Genomic DNA, 15,343 nt, shown 5'->3' on the forward strand with positions numbered 1-15,343 from the left:
CTGACCCGTCATTCCGTCACCGGCTCGTAGGGCACCTCGTCGTCCGGGCACGACGGCACCTCGTCGAGCACGCTGAAGCGGTACCACTCCTGGCCGCAGCGCGGGCACGCGTACCGGACGGCGGGCAGCCGTGTTCGCCCCGGGTGCGGCTGGAACGTCCGGTACTTCGTGGGCACGTCCAGGGCTCGGCGCATCCACTCCCGGGTGGCGTCGTACCCCGACAGCAGGCGCAGCACCGGCACCTTGACGGATTCGCCCGCCCTGCCCCGCTCCAGCAGCGCGCCCAACTCGCGGTCGAGTTCGGGGGCGGCGTCCCCCACGAGCTCCGGAAGGAACCGGCGCAGCGCCTCAGCCGCCCGCAGCACGTCCTCGTCCTCCACCGCCCCTCCGCTCCGTCCTCGGTGATTCACCCCACCCTGAGGCCCATTCAACCGCGATTGGTGACATCCCCGGCGTGCGCCGCGACTTTTCTGCTTTCGCGACACGCGGCATGAACCGAATCGGCCGGCCGGTTCTTCGGTCGTGGCTCACGTGGTCGCCTGCCGGGGGACCGGAACCGGGTTGTTGTCGCCCTTCGCACGCTGATTTGATCGCGTGGTGGCGCGGTGCCGAGAACGTTCGGAAGCGAAGTGGGGGGTGCCATGGGCGGCGGCGACCTGCCCTCGTCGGAGAACACGCGGGAACGCATCGCTGAGCTGGTGACCTGGCCGGTGGTGCGGAGCGAGTCGCCGGAGAGCGTGGCGCGGCGGCTGTCGGATGTCCCCGTGGACGCGCTCGTCGACGTCGTCGTCGATGCCGGCGAACCCGGGTGGCGCAGGCGGGCCTGCGCGCAGGCGTTGCTGGGCCGCGTCACCGTCGATCGCGCGATGGGACTGGTGGATCGTGTCCAGGGCAGCGACCTCGGCGGTGACCTGCGTGCGGCATTGCTCGACATCCTGAGCGTGTCGGGCCGGCCGGGCTCGGACGAGGTGTTCCGGTGGCTGCGGGAGCAGGAGGCGAGCCTGCGTGAACGGTGGCCGTACGGCTTCGCCGACAAGGTGCTCGCTGAGCGCGCGAGGCTGGGCGACATCAGCGCGGCACGCCCGCTCGCGGTACTGGCGGCGGAGCCGTGGCGGCATAGGCGCGTGGCCGGTGAAGAGTCGATCGACGCGCTGGTCGAGGCCCATGGCCTTCCCGCCGTCCTCGCCGAGTACGGGGCCGACTCGCCCGAGACGCTCGCGACCCGGGGATCGTCGGTGGCCGAGCGGCTGCTCGGGCTGAGGCTGCTGTGGCGGCGAGGCGGCGACATCACGGCTTCGCTGGCCGACGACTCCGTCCTCGTCGCCAGGGCGGCGTACGAGCTGATGGCCGGGACCTCCGGTGACGACGACGCGCTCCTGGCGATGGTCGAGGAGCGACGGCCGGGACACCTGTGGGCGCTGGCGGTGCTGCATCGGCGCGGCCATGACATCCGGGCCGCCTGGGAGGCGCTCGGCCCGCCCCGCGTCGAGTTGCCGGGGGTGCCGTCCGACGTGCGCAAGGCGATCCTGCGCGAGTACACACCCGGCCAACGGGGCACGGACCCGCGCTGGCTGCTCGAAGCCGCATGCCTCGAACCGGAGGGCGCCGACGAGGACGTGCTCCGGCGTGCCGTGGACGAACTCGACGCCGCCGGGCTGCGGCCGGAGAAACCGCGCCCCGCGGCCGAACATCAGGGTGTGGGGTCAGGCACCTACCACGTCATCGCCACCACGGCGGGGAAGGTCAGGGTGAGCACGCTCGGGCCCTTCTTCTCCCTGATCGGTGAGCACGAGGACGCCAGGGTGATCACGGCCATGCGGGCGGCGGGGCTCCGGCACATCGACGGCGACCTGGCGGCGACGCGTTTCACCGGGCTCCACGTCTACTACTTCGGCGCCCGCGAGCCCCTCGACGTGGGCACCCTGCTGTTCTACTGGCAGGACTAGAGGTCGCCTGCACTCGTTGACGGGCATCCGGCCGAGACGCCGACCGGTGGGGCGGGGTGGGTCAGCCGACCGTCATGGTGACGGTGCCGGGGAGCGCGGCGAAGGCGTCGCGGAGGCGGGCGGCGAGGTCGTCGCGGTCGGCGGGGCCGGGACGGGACGTCCAGCCCTCCAGCGCGCAGTGGAAGGCCGCGACACTCATGTCGATGGCCAGCCGAAGCCGCAGGTCGTGCTGGTCGGACAGGTCGAAGCGCTCGCGCAGGGTCGTGATCGCGGCGCGGCTGGTGCGGTCGCAGAACTGCAGGCCGTGGGCGTTCATGGAGGGGGTCCGGTCGGCCAGGCGGCGGCTGAGCAGGACGCGGTCCGTCCAGCCCTCGGCGGGCATCCGGTCGAGCGCCGCCAGCAGCGCGTGCTGCAACAGCGCCAGGAGCGGGCCGCGCTCCAGGGGGCGGGTCCGCAGTTCGTCAAGGAAGGCCGTCCACAGGTCCTGGGTGGGCGCCATCGCCACGTCTTCCTTGCTGTCGAAGTAGCGGAAGAAGGTCCGCTTGGACACCTCGACGGCGGCGCACAGGTCGTCCAGCGTCGTGCCGTCGAACCCGTTCGCCGTGAACCGCTCCAGGGCGGTGTCGATCAGCGCCTGCCGGGTGCGGAGCTTCTTGCGTTCGCGCAGCGGCAGCTCACTGGGGATCACGGTGCTCATCGCCCCCGAGTGTATCTCCCGGCGGCGTTCGCCTCCTGTAGGCTTTCGCCACTCAGTGGCATTTACCCCTCGGTGAAGGCAGGATTCTCATGCGTGCATTGATCGTGGACCGTTCCGCGCCCGGCGGCCTGCGGGTCGGTACGGCGCCCGACCCCGTACCGGCTCCGAACCAGGCGCTGATCAGGGTGACGGCGACCTCCCTCAACTACGGCGAGGTGGCGTTCGGCATCGCCGGGGCCCCGGAGGGGACCGTTCTGGGCTGGGACGCGGCGGGCATCGTGGAACGTGCCGCCGCCGACGGCTCCGGCCCGGCCGCCGGGACGCCGGTGGTCACGCTCGGCGCCGACGGCGCCTGGGCCGAGCTGCGCGCCGTCGACACCGATCTCATCGGAACGGTGCCCGCCGGTGCCGACCTCGGTGCGATCAGCACCGTCCCGGTGGCGGGCGCCAGCGCGCTGCGGGCGCTCCGCCGGATCGGTCCGATCCTGGGCAGGCGTGTGCTGGTCACCGGTGCGACCGGTGGAGTGGGACGGTACGCCGTGCAGCTCGCCCACCAGGGCGGGGCCGAGGTGGTGGCCTCCACCGGCGACCCGGCGGCGCACGGCGACGGCCTGCGGGCCCTCGGCGCGGACGAGGTGGTGTCCGGCCCCCACGAGGTAGCCGAGCGGGTGTACGGCGTGGTGGACATGGTGGGCGGCGACCAGCTCGTGGCCGCCTACGAACGGCTGTCCGAGGGCGGCACTCTGATCGCCGTCGGCCACTCGACCGGCGGCGGCGAGAACTTCCCCTTCGGCGCCCTCTTCGGCAACGAGGGACGGCACGACCGCTCGATCGTCAGCTTCTACCTGCTGGACGAACCCGGCCTGGCGTCCGACCTGGCCTGGCTCGCCGCCCGGGTCGCCGCCGGCCGGCTGGACCCGCAGATCTCCTGGCGCGGCTCGTGGGACCGGGCCGCCGAGGCGGTCGAGGCCCTGCTCGGCCGCCGCCTGCACGGAAAGGCGATCCTGGAGATCGAGCCGGGCTCGTAGGACGCAGCTCCGCACGACACGAGGCCGCCCGTCCGCTCGGCGGGGCGGTCTCGACTCCGGCTGCCGCAAGCCCGGCGCAGTGGCGCGGGGCGTGCAGGCCCGGGAGGCGCCGGAAGCGGGGGGGGTGCGCCTGGTCAGTGGCCCTTGTAGACCGGGGGGCGCTTCTCACGGAAGGCGCGGGTGCCCTCCTTGGCGTCCTCCGAGCCGATGACGGGCCAGCCGAGTTCGTCGGAGATCTTGAGGGCCTCGGACTCGGGCAGGTGCTCGGTCTCGCGGTGGACGCGGAGGATGGCCTGGACGGCGAGGGGGCCGCAGGCGGCGATCTGGTCGGCCAGCTCGCGGGCGGCGGCCAGGGCGCCGCCGGGCGGGACGACCTTGTTGATCAGCCCCATGGCGAGCGCTTCCCGCGGGGTGACGGAGCGGCCCGTCAGCAGGAGGTCCATGGCGTGGGCGTAGCCGATCTGCCGGGGGAGGCGGATCGCCGAGCCGCCCATGGGGAACAGGCCGCGGCGCGCCTCGTACAGGCCGAGGGTGGCGTCCTCGGCGACGACGCGCAGGTCGGTGCCGACGAGGAGTTCGGTGCCGCCGGCGACGGCGTAGCCCTCGATGGCGGCGATCAGCGGTTTGGTGGGCCGGCCGTCGCGCAGCAGGCCCTTCCAGTGGAAGTCGGAGATCTGCCGCATGCGCTCGGCGACGCGCGGGTCGGACGGCGGGGCGCCCATCGCCTTCAGGTCGGCGCCCGAGCAGAAGTGGCCCTCGGCGCCGGTGAGGATGCCGACGCGGACCTCGGGGGTCTCGGAGATGTAGGTCCAGGCGTCGGCGAGGCCGACGAGCATGGTCGAGCTGAGCGCGTTGCGGGCCTCGGGCCGGTTCATGGTGACGGTCACGACGTGGCCGTCCTGCTCGACCGTGCAGTGCTCGGTGGAGATGGGCAGCATGGTTCCCTCCTAAACGAGAACGGATTCTAGTAACAAGATCGGCGCACCGACAGGGCTTGCTCGGACAAATGAGAACGTGATCTACTTTTTCCGCCGGGCGTCCGCGTCCGGAGAGATCCGAGGCGATCACCGAGGGAGAACCGATGGGATCGTTGGGCTTCTGGCGGCTGGCGCAGGCCGATCCCGGGTGGGTCGCGGCCGTCGACCCGGACGGCACCGAGTACACCGCCGGTGAGCTGCTGGCCCGGGCGAACCGGCTCGTCCACGGGCTGCGCGGGCTGGGGCTGGGCAAGGGCGACGGCGTGTGCGGGCTGGTGCCCAACGGCGTGGACGGCCTGGTGCTGTACCTGGTGGCGCTGCAGGCGGGCTGGTACTACACGCCGGTCAACTGGCACCTGACGGGCCCGGAGATCGGCTACATCGTGGCCGACAGCGAGGCCAAGGCGTTCTTCGTCCACGAGCGGTACGCGCGGGAGGGCGCGCGGGCCGCCGAGGAGGCCGGGCTCGACCCGAGGCGCAGGTTCGCGTTCGGCGACGTGCCGGGGTTCCGGTCCCATGAGGAACTGGTGGAGGGGCAGCCCGACAGCCTGCCCGACGACCGCAGCAACGGCGCCACCATGCACTACACGTCCGGGACGACCGGGCGGCCCAAGGGCGTGCGGCGCGCGCTGGCCGGGATGGACCCGGACGACAGCTACGAACTGCAGACGTTCCTGCTCACGCTGTTCGGCATGGGGCCGGGGCGTCCCGCCGGGCAGCCGCCGCAGGCGCACCTGGTGACCTCGCCCAACTACCACACGGCGGTCACCCAGTTCGGCGGCAGCGCCCTGCACATGGGGCACACGCTCGTCTACATGGACCGGTGGGACGCCGAGGAGTGCCTGCGTCTCGTCGAGAAGTACGCGATCACCAACACGCACATGGTGCCGACGCACTTCAAACGGCTGCTGTCGCTGCCGGAGGACGTGCGCGGACGGTACGACGTGTCCTCGATGAAGTGGGCGATCCACGCGGCCGCGCCGTGCCCGGTGCCGCTCAAACAGCAGATGCTCGACTGGTGGGGCGACTGCATCTGGGAGTACTACGCCGCCACCGAGGGCGGCGGGACGATCGCCAGTCCGGAGGACTGGCGCAAGCACCCCGGCACGGTCGGCAAGGCATGGCCGATCAGCGAGCTGCTGATCGTGGACGACGACGGCAACGAGGTCCCCCCGGGGACCCCAGGCACGATCTACATGAAGATGGCCGGGGTCGAGTTCGAGTACAAGGGCGACCGGGAGAAGACGGAGAAGAACCGCCTGCGCGGCTTCTTCACCGTGGGCGACATCGGGTACCTCACCGACGACGGATTCCTGTTCCTGTCCGACCGCAAGGCCGACATGATCATCTCCGGTGGCGCCAACATCTACCCGGCCGAGATCGAGAACGAGATCATCCTGCATCCCAAGGTCGCCGACGTCGCCGTGTTCGGCATCCCGGACGAGGAGTGGGGCGAGCAGATCAAGGCGGTGGTCGAGCCGGCCGAGGGCGTCGAGCCCGGTCCCGGGCTCGCCGAGGAGATCCTGCGGTCCCTGGAGGGACGGCTGGCGAAGATGAAGTGGCCCAGGTCGATCGACTTCATCGACGCGATGCCGCGCGAACCCAACGGCAAGCTGCTCAAGCGCAAGCTGCGCGCCCCGTACTGGGAGGGCCGCGAAAGTGTCATCTGAGGCCAATCACGTTCTGGAGTTCCCCGGCGGTTACACGCGGTCGGTGGGGCCGGTCATCGGACGGTTCCTGACCGAGCTGCGCGACGGCCGCCTGGTGGGGGTGCGCACCGCGAACGGCCGGGTGCTCGTCCCGCCCACCGAGTACGACCCGGACGACGGTGAGGCCGTGACCGGCGAGTTCGTCGAGGTCGGGCCCGCCGGGACGGTGAAGAGCTGGTCGTGGGTGCCGAGGCCGCGCGCCACGCACCCGCTGGACCGTCCGTTCGCGTGGGCGCTGATCCAGCCGGACGGCGCCGACACCGCCCTGCTGCACGCGCTGGACGTGGGCGTGTTCGAGGAGGGCGCCGACCCGCCGCGCTTCCTCAAGACGGGCATGCGCGTGCGGCCCAGGTGGCGAGGGGAGCGCACGGGCGCGATCGGCGACATCGAGTGCTTCCGCCCCGAGGTCACGATGATCAACGCGCCGACGCGGCTGGAGTACCGGCTGCGCGCCGGCCGCGCCCTCGACCGGTTCCTCGAAGGCATCGCCGAGGGCCGCCTCCTCGGCCACCGGTGCCCGGTGTGCGGGCAGGTCATCGTGCCGATGAAGGGCATGTGCCCGCGCGACGGCGTGCCGACCACCGAGGAGGTGGAGGTCGCCGACACCGGCACCGTCACCACGTTCGCCGTCAACAATCTGCCCGACCCGCGCGCCCCCGAGGTGCCGTTCGTGTCGGCGTACATACTGCTGGACGGCGCCGACCTGACGATGCTCGCGCTCGTCGCCGGGATCCCCGCCGACCAGGTCCGCATCGGCATGCGCGTCAAGGCCGTGTGGCGACCGCGCGAGGAGTGGGACAAGACCATGGCCAACATCAGGTGGTTCGAGCCCCTCGACGAGCCCGACGTCCCGTTCGAACGCATCAAGGACTACGTGTGACCCGCGGCCGGGAGGCGAGGCCATGAGCAGCGAGTGGCCGCGCGGCGGCTGGACTGAGGAGCGCAGGGAGCGAGGGACGAGCGACCGGAGCGACGAGGGAAGCCGTCGTGTGAAGCCGGCCGCGAGCCGCCGAGCGGAGGCGAGGCCATGAACACCGAGATCGCGGTGGTCGCGTTCGTGCAGACGCGGCATTCCGCGCAGGACGACGGGCTGGCCGAGGTGGAGATGCTCGCGCCCGTCATCAGCGAGATCAAGGAGCGGACGGGCCTGAACCGGTTCGGGTTCACCTGCTCGGGGTCGTGCGACTACCTGGTGGGGGCGCCGTTCTCGTTCGTGTCGGCACTGGACGCGGTGGGCGCGTGGCCGCCGATCTCCGAGAGCCACGTGGAGATGGACGCGGCGTGGGCGCTGTACGAGGCGTGGGTGCGGCTGCGGCACGGCGACGTCGACACCGCGCTGGTGTACGGGTTCGGCAAGGGCAGCCAGGGCGTCCTGCCGGAGATCTTCACTCAGCAGCTCGATCCGTACTACCTGGCGCCGCTGGGCGTCGACCAGGTGTCGCTGGCGGCGGTGCAGGCCCGCGCGTACCTGGAGCGGGCGGGCGCCAAGGAGGACGACCTGCGCGCCGTGGCGGCCAGGTCGCGGGCGGCGGGCCGCGACAACCCGTACGCGCTGCACCTGCCCGACCCGGGCGACGAGGGCTACGAGGTGGCGCCGCTGCGGCCGTCCGACGTCGCGCCCGTCACCGACGGCGCGGCGGCGATCGTGCTGGCGGCCGGCGACAAGGCGCGTGAGCTGTGCGAACGCCCCGCGTGGATCACCGGCATCGACCATCGCGCCGAGGCGCACTCGCCGGGCGCGCGGGACCTGACGCGGTCGGAGTCGACACGGATCGCCGCGCGGAAGGCGGGCGCGGACGGCGTCCAGGTCGCCGAGCTGCACGCGCAGTTCAGCCACGAGGAGCTGATCCTGCGCGAGGCCCTCGGCCTGGACGACTCGGTGGCGGTGAACCCGTCCGGTGGGGCGCTGTCGGCGAACCCGGTGATGGCGACGGGCCTGATCCGCATCGGCGAGGCCGCCGCCCGTGTTCACGACGGGACGGCCACGCGCGCGCTCGCCCACGCCACGTCCGGCCCGTGCCTGCAGCAGAACCTGGTGTGCGTCCTGTCGGGAGAGAGCAATGGGTAACCCGTGTGCCGTCATCGGGGTGGGCCAGACCGCGTACAAGACCAAGCGGCTGGACGTGTCGGTGGCCGGGCTGGTCCGGGAGGCGGCGCGGCACGCGCTCGACGACGCGGGGCTGACGTGGAAGGACATCGACGCGGTCGTCATCGGCAAGGCGCCCGACCTGTTCGAGGGCATGGTGATGCCCGAGGCGTACCTGGCGGACGCGCTCGGCGCGCACGGCAAGCCCATCATGCGGGTGCACACGGCCGGGTCGGTGGGCGGCAGCACGGCGATCGTCGCGGCGAGCCTGATCCAGGCCGGGGTGCACGACCGGGTGCTGACGGTGGCGTGGGAGAAGCAGTCGGAGTCCAACGCCACCTGGGCGCTGACCGTCAACACGCCGTTCTCCACGTCGCTGGTGGTGGGGGCGGGCGGTTACTTCGCCCCGCACATCCGCGCGTACATGCGCAGGTCGGGCGCGCCCGACCACATCGGCACGCTCGTCGCCGTCAAGGACCGGCTGAACGCGCTGAAGAACCCGCACGCGCACCTGAAGATCCCCGGCATCTCGCGGGAGATGGTCGAGTCCACGCCGATGCTGTGGGAGCCGATCCGCTACCTGGAGACCTGCCCGTCGTCCGACGGCGCCTGCGCGATGGTGCTGGCCAGTGACGACGCGGCGAAGGCCGCGCCGAACCCGCCCGCCTGGGTGCACGGCACCGCCATGCGGTCCGAGCCGATCTTCTTCGCCGGACGCGACACCGTGAATCCCCAGGGCGGCAAGGACTGCGCCGCCGACGTCTACCGGCAGGCCGGGATCACCGACCCGCGCCGTGAGATCGACGTGGCCGAGGTGTACGTGCCGTTCTCCTGGTACGAGCCGATGTGGCTGGAGAACCTGGGCTTCTGCGGCGAGGGCGAGGGCTGGAAGCTCACCGAGTCGGGCGCCACCGCGCTGGACGGCGACATCCCCTGGAACGCCTCGGGCGGCGTGCTGTCGTCCAACCCGATCGGCGCGTCCGGGATGATCCGGTTCGCCGAGGCCGCGCTGCAGGTGCGCGGCATGGCCGGGGACTACCAGGTGGACGGCGCGCGCCGCGCCCTCGGGCACGCCTACGGCGGCGGCGCCCAGTTCTTCGCGATGTGGATCGTCGGCTCCGACAAACCCTGAACCGCCCCGCGGGAGGCGCCCCGATGGAGTTCAACTACGCCGATCTGTTCGAGGGAGTCGCCGACGCGATCGGGGAGCGCGTCGCGCTGGTGTGCGCCGGCCCCGACGGGGACGGTCCCCGCCTCACGTTCGCCGAGCTGGACGCGCACGCCAACCGGCTCGCCCACCACCTGGAGTCGGCGGGGGTGCGGGCGGGGCAGCACGTGGGCGTCCAGCTCTACAACTGCCTGGAGTACGCGGCCGCCATCCTGGCCGCGCTGAAGATCCGCGCCGTGCCGATCAACGTCAACTACCGGTACGTGGAGAACGAGCTGCTCTACGTCTACCGCGACTCCGACATGGTGGCGCTGCTGTACGACGTGGAGTTCGAGGAGCGGGTGGCGGCGACCGTCCCGCGGGTGCCGGCGCTGCGGCACCTGATCGCCGTCGGCGGCCCGCCCGGTGTTTCCGGGGCGGTGGCCTACGACGAGGCGTTGCGCGGCCAGCCGGAGACGCGCGGGTTCCCGCCGCGTTCGGCGGACGACACGTACATCATCTACACCGGCGGCACGACCGGCATGCCCAAGGGCGTCATGTGGGGCATGAAGGACATGCTGCTGGCGTTCTACAACCCCACGCAGCCGCGTCCGGACCGTCCCGAGGACGTGGTGGAGCAGGCGCGGGCGGGCGGCCCGCTGGTGATGATGCCGGTGGCGCCGCTGATGCACGGCGCCGCGCAGGTGGCCACGTTCATCGGCTGGTTCATGGGCGCCACCATCGTCTACCTGCGGCGGTTCGACCCGGACGCGGTGTGGCGGACGATCGCGCGGCAGAAGGTGAACTCGCTGACCGTCACCGGCGACGCGATGGCCCGGCCGATGGCCGACGCGCTGGCGCGCGGGTCGTACGACACCTCCTCGCTGCTGGCGTTCGTGTCGACCGGCGCGATCCTGACCGGGGCGGTGCGCGACCGGCTCGGCGAGCTGCTGCCGGGGGTCGTCATCATGGACCGGTTCGGGTCGACCGAGTCGGGGTCGACCGCCGAGGCCGTCGCCGGCTCCACGCCGGAGAAGGGGCTGCGGTTCTCGGCGGACGTGGACGACCTGGCCGTGCTGGACGACCGGCTCGAACCCGTCAAACCGGGTTCCGGTGTCATCGGGCAGGTCGCGCGCACCGGGTACATCGCGCGCGGCTACTACAACGACCCGGAGAAGACCGCCCGCACGTTCCCGGTCGTGGACGGCAGGCGCTGGCTGCTCACCGGCGACATCGCCACCGTCGAGGCGGACGGCAGCATCGCGGTGTTCGGACGCGGCTCGCAGGCCATCAACACCGGCGGGGAGAAGGTGTTCCCGGAGGAGGTGGAGGCCGTCCTCAAGGGGCATCCCAAGGTGTTCGACGCCGTCGTCACCGGCGTCCCGGACGAACGCTGGGGCAGCCGCGTCGCCGCCGTCGTCCAGCCGTACGGCGGCGAGCGTCCGACGCCCGAGGAGCTGGACGCGCACTGCCGGACGAACCTGTCCGGTTACAAGGTGCCGCGCACGTACGCGTTCGTCGCGGAGATGAAGCGTTCGCCCGCGGGCAAGGCCGACTACCGTTGGGCCCGGCAGGTCGCCGAGGCGGCCGACCGGTCCCCCTGATCCGGTCGCGCGCCGCGTGTAACGGGGATCCGCCGAGCGACTAGGATGGCGTCACAGGAGTGACTCTGAACAAGAGTCTCTCGCTATCAGAGTTTTCCGGTGGATGAGGTGAGGGCGTGTCGACCCCGGAGCGCGACCGGCTGGAGCGCGAGCTGCAGGAGGCCACCCAGCGCAGCACGATGTGGACGGTGCTGCTGCACCACGCCACCGCGTCCAAGGCGGGCCTGAACGTCACCGACGCGCAGGCCATCAACGCGCTCGTGCTGGACGGCCCGCAGACCCCCGGACGGCTCGCCCAGCTCATGGGCATCACCACCGGCGGCGCCATCACCGCCGTCATCGACCGGCTGGAGAGGGCCGGCTGCGTCAAGCGCACCCGCGACCCCGACGACCGCCGCCGCGTCATCGTCGAGCCGGTGCCCGAGAACGTGGCGCGCTTCTCCCGCTACTTCGAGCCCATCGCCCGCCACTTCGGTGAGCGCGTCGAGAACTGCTCCGACGAGCAGCTGCGCTTCCTGCTCGACTGGGTGCGCGGCATGAACGCCACCATGCCGGACGTCGTCGACGAGATCCGCCGCCTGGAGGACTAGCCCGAGGGACTAGCCCGAGAACCGGCCGGCGATGCGGCCGCGCAGCAGGTCCATGAGGGTGGCGTGCACGTCCTCCAGCGGCCGGCCCGGCTCCAGGGTGCGCCAGTGCAGCGCGACCGTCAGCACCATGCCGAACACGGCGGCCGCGGCCGTTTCGACGTCCAGGTCGGCGCGCAGGTCCCCGGCGGCCACCGCCGAGCGCAGCACGTCCGCGACGACCCCGATGGCGCGTTCGCGGATCAGCAGGGCGGCCTGGTGCCAGGCGCCGCCGCCCGACCGCCACGCCTCGGCGATCAGCAGCCGGGCGAACGGCTCGTGCTCGCCGATGAACGCCAGCTCCGCGCCGACCACCGCCTCCAGGGCGTCCAGCGGCGCCCGGCCCGCGGCGGCCTCGCGCAGGCGGGCGCCCAGCCGGTCCACGCCGTAGTCCAGCAGCGCCGTGAACAGCGCCGCCTTGCTGCCGAAGTTGTAGTAGACGGTGCCCTTGGCGACACCGGCGCGCTCGGCGATCTGGTCGACGGTGGTCGCGGCGAAGCCGTGCTCGGCGATCAGCTCGACCGCCGCGGTGAACAGCCGCTCCCGGGTCGCCGTCCGGCTCATCGCTCTTCGCTCCCGCCTGTCCGTCAGCGCGTCACAGTTTCAGCGCGGGGTGCAGCCGCTTGACCGTCCACACCCGGTTGTGCCGCGCGGCCAGGGCGGTCAGCGCCAGCCCCCCGGCCAGGAACGCCGCCAGCACGGCACCACCCTGCCACACCGCGGCCGGGTCGCCGCCCGCGATCAGGTGCCGGACGGCGCGCACCGCCCACGGCATCGGCAGGTACGGCTGGATCGCCTGGAAGAACCCCGGGCTCGTCTCGATCGGGTACGTGCCCGCCGCCGAGGTGAGCTGCAGCATCAGCAGCGCCAGCGCCACGATGCGCCCCGCCGGGCCGAACCGCGCGTTCACCCACTGGATCACGGCCAGGAACGCCGCCGAGGCCAGCGACAGGAACGCCACCAGGCCCACCCAGTGCCGCGCGTGCAGGCCCAGGCCGAAGTGCAGCACCGCCAGCACGACGCAGACCTGCCCGATCCCGATCGTCACGGCGGGCAGCCATCCGGCGAGCGCCACCCGCCAGCCCGGCGCCGTGCCCGCCAGCGCCCGCGGGTTCAGCGGGCGCAGCAGCATGTAGACGACCATGCCGCCCACCCACAGCGCGAGGGGCACGAAGAACGGCGCGAAACCGGTGCCGTAGTTGGCGACCTTGTTGTCGTTGGTGCTGGCCAGGCGCACCGGGCTGCTCATCATGTCGGCGCGGGCCTGCCGCTCGTCCTTCCCGTACGCCGGGACCTGCCCGGCGCCCTCGTGCAGGCCGTCGGCCAGCTCGCGGTTGCCGTCGGAGATCTGCGCCAGCGCCGTCCCCAGGTCGACCGCGCCGCCCGACAACCGTCCCAGCCCCGACTGCAGCTCGCCCGCGCCGCCCGACAGCGTGCCCAGCCCGCCGGTCAGCTGGGACGCGCCCGACAGCAGCCTGCCCGTGCCGTCGTTGACCTGCGCCGCTCCGGCCGCGGCCTGCGCCGCGCCCTTGCCGAGCCGGTCCACGTCCCGCCGCGCCCTGTCGATGCGGTCGGCCAGCGCCGGCGCGTCCGCGGCGATCTTGCGTGCCGAGCGCTCCACGGCCCTGGCCTGCGTGGCGACCTTGCGCAGGTCACCGGTGTGCTCGCGGACGTAGGAGTCGACCTGCCGGGCCACGGCCACCACCTCGCCGGCGGCCTGCCGCAGCTTCTGCCGGGTGTCGGCGGGGATCTCGGGGTGCTCGCGAAGCGTCCGCTCCAGGTCGGCCTGCGCCCGCTCGGCGCGCCGCACGGCCTGGCCGGTCTGCGCGGGCAGCGTGTCGGCGGCGTCGGCGAGGTCGTCGGCGGCGTCGGCCACCGCCAGCGCGCCGCGCCGGATCTCGGGGGCGTTGTCGCGCAGCAGCGGGACGGCCACGTCAGCGGCCTGGTCGACCCGCGCGACAAGCTGCTGCACGCCCGCGTTGAGCTGCCGGTTCCCTTCCGCGAGCCGCTGGGTGCCGTCGTGCAGCGTGTCCAGACCCGAGGTGAGCCGGCGGCTGCCCGACTGCGCCTCGCCGATGCCGTTCTTCAGCTTCCCGGCGCCCTGCTCGGCCTCCTGCGCGCCCTTGGCGAGCCTGTCCGCGCCCTGTTCGGCCTGGCCCGCGCCGTCGGCGAGCCTGCCCGCCCCGTCGGCCGCCCGGCCCAGCTCGCCGTGCAGCTTCCCGAACGACACGAAGATCTGGTCGAGGTAGCCGCGGGTGGCGTCCTCGCCCGCCGCCGCGCTGATCTCCTTGAACGCCGACTCCGCCAGCGTGCCGATGACGTAGTTGTTGGCGTCGTTGAGCTGGAGCCGCAGCGCCGCGGCGGCGGGCGTGCCGTCGCCGGACGGCGCGGCGATCCGCGCGCTGAAGTCGGACGGGATCGTCAGCGCCATGTAGTAGCGGCCCGACCGGACGCCCTCGCGCGCCTCCCGCGCGTCCACGGTCCGCCAGTCGAACACCTGGCGCCTCTTGAGCTCGGCGGCCAGGTCGGCGCCCGCGTGGACGGTCCGGTCCCCGGCCTTGGCGGGCCTGTCCTCGTCGACCAGCGCGACCGGCACGTGGCTCAACCGCGCGTAGGGGTCCCAGAACGACCACAGATACAGGCCGGCGTACAGCAGCGGCAGCAGCACCAGCGCCGCGAGGGCGATCCGGGTCAGCCGGTTCCGCTGGAACCGCCGCAGCTCCAGCCCGGCCGTCGACACGGCGGGCAACCTCATCGCAGGGCCTCCTCACGGGACTCCGAAAGCCGCACGACCTGGGCCAGTCCTTCGGCGGGCGCGGCGTCATGGCAGGCCGCGACGATCGTGACGCCGGAGTCGGCGAGCGCGCGCAGCCGCCGCCACAGCTCCCGCTGCCGCTCGAACGGCAGCCCCTCGTCGACGTCGTCCAGCAGCAGCAGGCCCGGCTCGCCGACCAGCGCGAGCGCGGCGCCGAGCAGCCGCGTCTCCTCGGGCGTCAGGTCGGCCGCGAGCGTGCGCGGCGCGACGCCCAGGTCCACCCGCTCCAGCGCCCGCCGGATGCGCGCCTCCCGGCCGCGCCACCGGCCCAGCAGCCCCTCCCGCAGGTCGAGCGCCTCGCTCACGTGCTCGCGGACGGTCAGCGCGGGATCGAGTTCGTTGACGCCCGGCACCACGCCCAGCGCCGCCCGTCGCCGCGCCTCGCCAAGGCCGCGCCGCCGCCCGTCGAGCAGGACGGTGCCCGACGCGGGTTTCATCCGCCCGCCGAGGGTGAGCAACAGAGACGTACGACCGGAGCCGGCGACCCCCGCGACGGCGGCCAGCCCGCCCGCCGGGACCTTCAGGTCCACGTCGCGGAACACCCAGCCGCGCGGCCCGCGCACCGACAGGCCCCTGGCCTCGACGGCGAGCCCCCCGGCCGGGCGCCCGCCCGTCGGCTCCGATGTCATGACGGCTCCCCTCCGGCGTTTTTAGACTGACCAGTCAGTGCAAATTTAACCCCGGACGGCACCCGCCTCATCCCGCTCG

At 72.9% G+C, this 15,343-nt stretch carries 14 protein-coding genes; 8 read left to right on the plus strand and 6 right to left on the minus strand.

What is annotated here, in order from left to right:
• Positions 1 to 8: 8 nt before the first annotated feature.
• Positions 9 to 380: a hypothetical protein gene (locus ABD811_RS30250; protein WP_344954571.1), complete on the minus strand. Its 372-nt coding sequence runs from the start codon at positions 378 to 380 to the stop codon at positions 9 to 11.
• 261 nt (positions 381 to 641) lie between these two features.
• On the opposite strand from ABD811_RS30250, the gene ABD811_RS30255 reads away from it, so the two are divergent.
• Entirely contained in the window at positions 642 to 1,946 is a 1,305-nt protein-coding gene (locus tag ABD811_RS30255; protein WP_344954573.1) for a hypothetical protein, read from the plus strand.
• 61 nt (positions 1,947 to 2,007) lie between these two features.
• Here ABD811_RS30255 and ABD811_RS30260 read toward each other — a convergent pair whose 3' ends face one another.
• Positions 2,008 to 2,643 carry a TetR/AcrR family transcriptional regulator gene (locus tag ABD811_RS30260; protein WP_344954574.1) on the minus strand — a complete coding sequence of 212 codons (636 nt, stop codon included), beginning with the start codon at positions 2,641 to 2,643 and terminating at the stop codon, positions 2,008 to 2,010.
• Between the two features lie 89 nt (positions 2,644 to 2,732).
• Between ABD811_RS30260 and ABD811_RS30265 the strand changes: the two genes are divergently transcribed.
• Positions 2,733 to 3,671 carry a zinc-binding dehydrogenase gene (locus ABD811_RS30265; RefSeq protein ID WP_344954575.1) on the plus strand — a complete coding sequence of 313 codons (939 nt, stop codon included), beginning with the start codon at positions 2,733 to 2,735 and terminating at the stop codon, positions 3,669 to 3,671.
• 134 nt (positions 3,672 to 3,805) lie between these two features.
• On the opposite strand, the gene ABD811_RS30270 is transcribed toward ABD811_RS30265, so the two are convergent.
• Complete coding sequence (locus ABD811_RS30270) at positions 3,806 to 4,609, minus strand: crotonase/enoyl-CoA hydratase family protein (RefSeq protein WP_344954576.1); 804 nt, start codon at positions 4,607 to 4,609, stop codon at positions 3,806 to 3,808.
• 143 nt (positions 4,610 to 4,752) lie between these two features.
• Between ABD811_RS30270 and ABD811_RS30275 the strand changes: the two genes are divergently transcribed.
• From ABD811_RS30275 to ABD811_RS30300, 6 genes are all read left to right on the plus strand, one after another.
• On the plus strand, positions 4,753 to 6,318 hold the full coding sequence (locus tag ABD811_RS30275; protein WP_344954577.1) for an acyl-CoA synthetase: 1,566 nt from the start codon (positions 4,753 to 4,755) through the stop codon (positions 6,316 to 6,318).
• Positions 6,308 to 7,237, plus strand: coding sequence for a Zn-ribbon domain-containing OB-fold protein (locus tag ABD811_RS30280; RefSeq protein ID WP_344954578.1), 930 nt, complete (start codon positions 6,308 to 6,310; stop codon positions 7,235 to 7,237). Before ABD811_RS30275 ends, ABD811_RS30280 begins: the two co-directional genes overlap by 11 nt.
• A 147-nt stretch (positions 7,238 to 7,384) precedes the next feature.
• On the plus strand, positions 7,385 to 8,425 hold the full coding sequence (locus ABD811_RS30285) for a thiolase domain-containing protein (protein WP_344954579.1): 1,041 nt from the start codon (positions 7,385 to 7,387) through the stop codon (positions 8,423 to 8,425).
• On the plus strand, positions 8,418 to 9,575 hold the full coding sequence (locus tag ABD811_RS30290) for a thiolase domain-containing protein (RefSeq protein ID WP_344954580.1): 1,158 nt from the start codon (positions 8,418 to 8,420) through the stop codon (positions 9,573 to 9,575). The genes ABD811_RS30285 and ABD811_RS30290 overlap by 8 nt, the downstream gene beginning before the upstream one ends.
• 23 nt (positions 9,576 to 9,598) lie before the next feature.
• A complete protein-coding gene (locus ABD811_RS30295; RefSeq protein WP_344954581.1) occupies positions 9,599 to 11,194 on the plus strand; it encodes an acyl-CoA synthetase in 1,596 nt (531 codons plus the stop codon).
• 116 nt (positions 11,195 to 11,310) lie between these two features.
• Positions 11,311 to 11,784 (plus strand): MarR family winged helix-turn-helix transcriptional regulator, encoded by a 474-nt coding sequence (locus ABD811_RS30300; protein WP_344954583.1) that lies wholly within the window; start codon positions 11,311 to 11,313, stop codon positions 11,782 to 11,784.
• Positions 11,785 to 11,793: 9 nt separating this feature from the next.
• Here ABD811_RS30300 and ABD811_RS30305 read toward each other — a convergent pair whose 3' ends face one another.
• Genes ABD811_RS30305 through ABD811_RS30315 form a run of 3 tightly spaced genes read right to left on the minus strand, consistent with a single transcriptional unit; the run spans position 11,794 to position 15,264 of the window.
• On the minus strand, positions 11,794 to 12,384 hold the full coding sequence (locus ABD811_RS30305) for a TetR/AcrR family transcriptional regulator (protein WP_344954585.1): 591 nt from the start codon (positions 12,382 to 12,384) through the stop codon (positions 11,794 to 11,796).
• Between the two features lie 31 nt (positions 12,385 to 12,415).
• A complete protein-coding gene (locus ABD811_RS30310; protein ID WP_344954587.1) occupies positions 12,416 to 14,575 on the minus strand; it encodes a YhgE/Pip family protein in 2,160 nt (719 codons plus the stop codon).
• The gene (locus tag ABD811_RS30315; RefSeq protein WP_344954589.1) at positions 14,572 to 15,264 is read right to left on the minus strand and encodes an ABC transporter ATP-binding protein; all 693 of its coding nucleotides are present in this window, start codon (positions 15,262 to 15,264) and stop codon (positions 14,572 to 14,574) included. Before ABD811_RS30315 ends, ABD811_RS30310 begins: the two co-directional genes overlap by 4 nt.
• Positions 15,265 to 15,343 lie beyond the last annotated feature (79 nt).

Origin of the sequence: Actinomadura miaoliensis, from assembly GCF_039536785.1 — a bacterium.
GTDB lineage: Bacteria > Actinomycetota > Actinomycetes > Streptosporangiales > Streptosporangiaceae > Spirillospora > Spirillospora miaoliensis.